Source organism: Achromobacter sp., from assembly GCF_036567245.1.
Classification (GTDB): Bacteria; Pseudomonadota; Gammaproteobacteria; order Burkholderiales; family Burkholderiaceae_B; genus Achromobacter.
Genome location: NZ_DATCUY010000208.1, coordinates 1 through 4671, shown reverse-complemented (window position 1 = coordinate 4671; position 4671 = coordinate 1). Strand labels below are relative to the sequence as shown.

Sequence of the window (4671 nt, the reverse complement as noted above, 5' to 3'; positions counted from 1 at the left end):
GGCCATGGCCGCTCCGGCGGCCGGCCCGCAACCCTGAGCCGCGAGGACGATCTGGTCGTCGATGCGGTGGACCGGCTGCGGGCCTGGACCGCCGCGCACGGACGCCCCCCCATCCTGCTGGGCCACAGCCTGGGCGCCCTGGTTGCAGTGCGGATCGCCCTGCGCCGCATGGCCGAGATCGACGGCCTGGTGCTCAGTTCGCCGCCCTTCGTGGTGCACGTGCCCCCCTGGGTGCGACGCACGCTGACCTGGATGTCCCTGCATGCGCCCGACCTGCGCGTGCCCCACGGTCTGGCGCCCGCCCGCATCTCCCATGACCCCGCCGTGGTGAAGGCCTACCGCAGCGATCCCCTGGTGCGGCGTCACATGACGGGGCGGCTGGCCCGCTTCGTGGACGAGGGCGGCCGCGAATCCCTGCGCGAAGCCCCGCTCTTGGCCTGTCGCACCCTGCTGATGGTGGCGGGCGATGATTCCATCGTCGCCGCCGAAGGCAGCCGCCAATTCGCCCAGCGCGCGCCCGCCGAACTGCTGACCCTGCGGTGGTACGACACCGCCTGGCACGAGATTTTCAATGAAACTGCCCCCATCGCCGACCCGGTCTACGCCGACCTGGACGAGTGGCTGGCGCGCACCGCCCAGGCATTGTCCCTGTCCCCAGTATTGACTCCCTCGGCACAGGAGGCCGGCACCCCGTAAAATCCGGCGACAGACCCAAACGAGAAGAACCCGTGACTGATACTGCCGCCAACCGCCTCTCCCGCCTGGAGGCCAACCGATCGCTGCTGACCCAGACCCTGCGGGGCATCGAAAAGGAAGGCCTGCGCGTGGACGAGCAAGGCGTCCTGTCCCGCAAGCCGCACCCCGCCGGCCTGGGATCGGCGCTGACCAACGAACACGTCACCACCGACTATTCCGAATCCCTGCTCGAACTCATCACGGGCACGCACAAGGACGTCGACGCGCTGCTGGCCGAGCTGACCAACACCCATCGCCACGTCTACAGCGTGCTGGACCATGAACTGATCTGGAATCAGTCCATGCCCGCCACGCTGCCGGCCGAAGCCGACATCCCCATCGCCTGGTACGGCAAGTCCAACACCGGCATGCTCAAGCACGTGTATCGCCGCGGCCTGGCGGTGCGCTACGGCAAGACGATGCAGTGCATCGCCGGCGTGCACTACAACTTCTCGCTGGCCGAAGACCTGTGGTCCGTGCTGGACACGCAGCCCGGCAGCATCCAGGACCGCCGCTCGCGCGGCTATATCGGCCTGATCCGCAACTTCACGCGCTACTCCTGGCTGCTGATGTACCTGTTTGGCGCCGCCCCGGCGCTGTCCAGCGATTTCCTGCGCGGGCGCGAGCATCCGCTGCAACAGCTGGGCGACAGCACGCTGTACCTGCCCTACGCCACCAGCCTGCGCATGAGCGACCTGGGCTACCAGAGCAAGGCGCAGTCGCAGCTCAAGCTCTGCTACAACGACCTGGACACGTTCCTCGGCCGTTTGTACGACGCGGTGACCCAGCCCTGGCCCGATTACCAGAAAATCGGCACCCACCGCGACGGCGAATGGATCCAGCTCAATACCAACGTGCTGCAGATCGAAAACGAGTACTACTCCAGCATCCGCCCCAAGCGCGCCACCGGCCGCTGCGAACGCCCGATCACGGCGTTGGCCGAGCGCGGGGTGCAGTACGTTGAAGTCCGCTGCCTGGATATCGACCCGAACTCGCCGGTAGGCATCGACGCCAGCACCAGCCGCTTCGTCGACGCCTTCCTGCTGTTCTGCACCGCGTCCGACAGCCCCTTCTTCCCCGACAACGGCTACTGCCAGCGCAGTGCCGACAACTTCTCGACCGTCGTCAAGGAAGGCCGCAAGCCCGGCCTGATGCTGGACCGCGAAGGCCAGTCCATCGGCCTGGCGCAATGGGGCCACGAACTGCTGGATCAGATCGCGCCCTACGCCGCGCTGTTCGACTCCGCCCTGGGCGGCAGCGCCTATGCCGAAGCCCTGGCGGCCCAGCGCGCCAAGCTCGACCAGCCCGACTCCACGCCGTCGGCGCGCCTGCTGGCCTCGCTGACGGAGAGCCGCCTGTCATTCCATGACTATTCGCTGGACCTCAGCCGCAAGCACGCCGACGCGCTGCGCGCGCAGGCCTTGCCCGCCGGCCTGGCAGCCGCCTATGAGCAAGCCGCCGCGCAATCCACGGCGGAGCAGCAGCGCCTGGAGCAATCGGACACCGAGGATTTCGATACCTATGTGGCCCGCTACCACGCCGCGCTGAAGGCCCCGCGCAAATAAGGCGTATCGTTGAGGTTTTGGTCCGCGCCGGCCATTTGCTGGCGGCGCGGGTAGCTCTGACACATCAGGAGGTTTTCCCCATGCGCCGCACCGCAACATTCCTGCTGGCCTTGGCCGCCAGCGTGGCGGGGATAGTCCATGCCGCGCCGCCGCCCATGCAGACCGTGGAATCGGTGGACCTGAAGCGCTACGCCGGCATGTGGTACGAGATCGCGAATTTCCCCATGTTCTTCCAGCGCGACTGCGTGGGAGACACCACCGCCGAATACACCGCGCATGCTGACGGCACGGTAGGCGTGAACAACCGCTGCCGCACCAAGGATGGCGACATCGACACCGCGTCCGGCACCGCCACGGTAGTGGAAGGCAGCAACAATACCAAGCTCGAAGTCTCGTTCTTCAAGCCGTTCAAGGGCGACTACTGGGTGATCGGCCTGGATCCCGAATACCGCTGGTCGGTGGTTGGCACCCCGGACAGGAAGTACCTGTGGATCCTGTCGCGCTCGCCGCAACTGCCCAAGGAAGAACTGGATAAGGCCCTGGACGCCGCCAAGGCGCAGGGCTACCAGCTGGACGAACTGCGGTTCACGCCGCAAAAGTAGGACGAACCGCGGCGCTTAGCCCGCGTAATCCCGCGCCAGCCTCACCACCGTCACGCCCGGCTTCAGCTGCCGCAAGGACGGCATGATCAGCGTGCACCGATCGTAAGGCGTCACGATGGGCTGCCCGTCGGCCCAACCCAGGATCGAACCGGCCTGCTCAAACGTCTCCAGCCCCGTCCAGGGCTCGGAGAAGCGCAGGTCCATGGACGGCGCGACCACCGCGTCCGTCACTTCCAGCACGCGCTGGTTTTCGGCATCTGGCAACAGCCAGCCCGCCGGCACATCACCCACATCCGCCACGCCCGACTCCACCAGCATGCGCGCCACCATATCCCGCGCCACATCGCGTGCGGCCAGTTCGCCATGGAAACCGCATTCGATCAGCAGGGCGCAGGCGTCGTCACGGGCGGGATCGCCAAACTGGCCGAAATCGCGCATGCGCACGCCGTCCTTGTGCCCCGCGTCCACGATCACGTGCTGCGGCGCCTTCAGGCGGCGCGCCAGCGCGATGTTGCGCGGCAGGACGCCCGTCAGCAGCAGGGGCGCGCCCGGCTCATGCATGGAATGCAGGTCCAGCAGCCAGTCCGCGCGCTCCACCCAGGGACGCAGCTCGGCGCCGCGCTTGCGGTCCGGCGTCGTGGGGTTGTCCAGACGCTCGGCGCTCCAGACGCGATTCATGTCCTCGGCGACGAAGCGCGAGGCATCGTGGTTGGCGTGGTCGAAACGGTCGAACGCCTCCAGATTGCAGAACGCCAGCGTCAGGCTGCCGCGGCGCGGCCGCAGGCCCGCCGCCAGCAGGTCCTTCAAGGCCCAGGCGCCGCACAGCTCGTTGCCATGCACCAGCGCGGACACCATCAGCGCGCGCCCCGGAAGGCCTGAATCGAAATGCCACACGCCAGCGGTGCCGGCATTGCCGGCGCGCTCGGCGCTCAGGTCGGGAATGGGAAGCTTGAATTCCATGGATGTTGTCCGCTGCTGTGCTTGGGTGTTGCGATGACTCGGCTTCGACTTACTGGGCTTCGATCTTGGCGGCCTTGACCAGCGCGCCGTACTTCCTGGTTTCCTCGGCCTGATAGGCAGCCGGATCCAGGCCCGGCTGCGACAGCACGCCGCCGGCTTCCTGCATCTTGGCGCGGAACTGCTCCGACTTCAGCGTGTCGGCCAGCGCGCTGCGCAGCTTGGCGGCCACCGGCTCGGGCAGGCCGGCCGGGCCGTAGAGCGCGAACCAGACGCTGATGTCCACGGCTTCGAATCCCGGCGTTTCCGCCAGGGCCGGCAGATCCGGCGCCACCGGCGAACGCTTCTTCTCCGTCACGCCCAGGGCCACGATCTTGTCGCCGCGCACTTGCGGCAGGCCCGAGGACAGCACCAGCATGCCGTAGTCCAGCTGGCCGCTCATCAGGTCCGTCACCAGCGGCGCCACGCCGCGGTACGGCACGTGCTCGGCGCGCGTGGCGGTCGACTGGTTGATCATCTCGCCGGCCAGGTGCAGGGTCGTGCCCACGCCCGAGGAACCGTAGTTGAAGCTGCCGGGCGCGGAGGCGCGCAGCTTCTGCAGATACTCGGCGGCGGTCTTCACGCCCGAATTCTTGCTGGCGGCCAGCAGCATGGGCTGCGAAGCGATCACGCCCAGCGGCGAGAAGTCTTTCACGCTGTCGTACTTGACGGCGTTGTTGATCATGCTGGCGATCACCATTTCATTGGTGGAGCCCAGCAGCAGCGTGTAGCCATCGGGCGCGGCCCGCGCCACGCGCTGCGCGCCGATGGTG

The 4671-nt window shown here is 67.6% G+C and carries 5 protein-coding genes; 3 read left to right on the top strand and 2 right to left on the bottom strand.

The annotated features are described in order from the left end of the window. The 3 genes from VIR09_RS09040 to VIR09_RS09030 all read left to right on the top strand — a co-directional run. A partial coding sequence (locus VIR09_RS09040; protein WP_332012561.1) for an alpha/beta fold hydrolase occupies nt 1-696 on the top strand: 696 nt, incomplete at its 5' end. A gap of 32 nt (nt 697-728) precedes the next feature. After that, complete coding sequence (gshA, locus tag VIR09_RS09035; protein ID WP_332012560.1) at nt 729-2300, top strand: glutamate--cysteine ligase; 1572 nt, start codon at nt 729-731, stop codon at nt 2298-2300. An 80-nt stretch (nt 2301-2380) separates the two neighbouring features. Then, a complete protein-coding gene (locus tag VIR09_RS09030) occupies nt 2381-2902 on the top strand; it encodes a lipocalin family protein (protein WP_332012559.1) in 522 nt (173 codons plus the stop codon). A 15-nt stretch (nt 2903-2917) separates the two neighbouring features. Here the strand turns inward: VIR09_RS09030 and VIR09_RS09025 are convergent, their stop codons facing one another. Beyond that, on the bottom strand, nt 2918-3862 hold the full coding sequence (locus VIR09_RS09025) for a succinylglutamate desuccinylase/aspartoacylase domain-containing protein (protein WP_332012558.1): 945 nt from the start codon (nt 3860-3862) through the stop codon (nt 2918-2920). Nucleotides 3863-3911: 49 nt separating this feature from the next. Beyond that, nucleotides 3912-4671: tripartite tricarboxylate transporter substrate binding protein (locus VIR09_RS09020; protein ID WP_332012557.1), on the bottom strand; the 760-nt coding region annotated here is incomplete at its 5' end.

Bases quoted from the DNA above. Each gene is read 5' to 3' on its own strand.
- VIR09_RS09030 (WP_332012559.1), top strand. From the start codon at position 2,381: ATGCGCCGCACCGCAACATTCCTGCTGGCCTTGGCCGCCAGCGTGGCG.
- VIR09_RS09025 (WP_332012558.1), bottom strand. From the start codon at position 3,862: ATGGAATTCAAGCTTCCCATTCCCGACCTGAGCGCCGAGCGCGCCGGC.